Annotated in this window: 2 protein-coding genes; one reads left to right on the top strand and one right to left on the bottom strand. The window is 28.4% G+C overall.

What is annotated here, in order from left to right:
* The coding region (locus ABD806_RS17995) for a hypothetical protein (protein ID WP_344960206.1) at positions 1-251 on the top strand (251 nt) is incomplete at its 5' end.
* A 93-nt stretch (positions 252-344) separates the two neighbouring features.
* Here ABD806_RS17995 and ABD806_RS18045 read toward each other — a convergent pair.
* Positions 345-504 (bottom strand): tetratricopeptide repeat protein (locus ABD806_RS18045; RefSeq protein WP_425583181.1); only part of this gene is annotated, 160 nt, incomplete at its 5' end.

Raw genomic sequence — 504 nt, 5'->3', positions numbered from 1 at the left:
CTTTAGGCTATCGATATGCTAAAGATAACATTCAATGGGATTCAAAAGATAATATCCCTTTTATTTTACCCGATTATTTTAGACTTGATGGTGCCTTAAGTTGGAAAAAAGATAAGGTAGATGTTTCATTAAATATTTTTAACTTATTAGATGAATATTTACTTTATACAGGTGGGGGGTATTATAACACCTATTTTTCTAGTTCGGAACCTGGAATAAATGGAAGGTTAACGGTTAGGTATAAGTTTTAAAACATAGAATTTTAACAAAGAAGAATGTCGTTACATTCTTCTTTGTTTTTTTAGTCAAAAAAATATTAGTTAAAATAGTATACAAAATATCATTTAAAGTTTTTCTATCATATTTAACATCTCTCTGGCATTTTCTCCAACACCTTCGGGATCCATTTTAATTACTTTATTATAATATAGAATAGCTTTTTCTTTATTGTTCAAGGTAAAATAACCCTCTGCGAGACTATCCCAGGTATTAGCAGAATTAGGA

Origin of the sequence: Zobellella aerophila, from assembly GCF_039539325.1 — a bacterium.
GTDB classification, from domain to species: Bacteria; Pseudomonadota; Gammaproteobacteria; order Enterobacterales; family Aeromonadaceae; genus Oceanimonas; species Oceanimonas aerophila.
The sequence above is the reverse complement of the archived record's forward strand: the minus strand, read 5'-3'. Positions and strand labels throughout refer to the sequence as shown.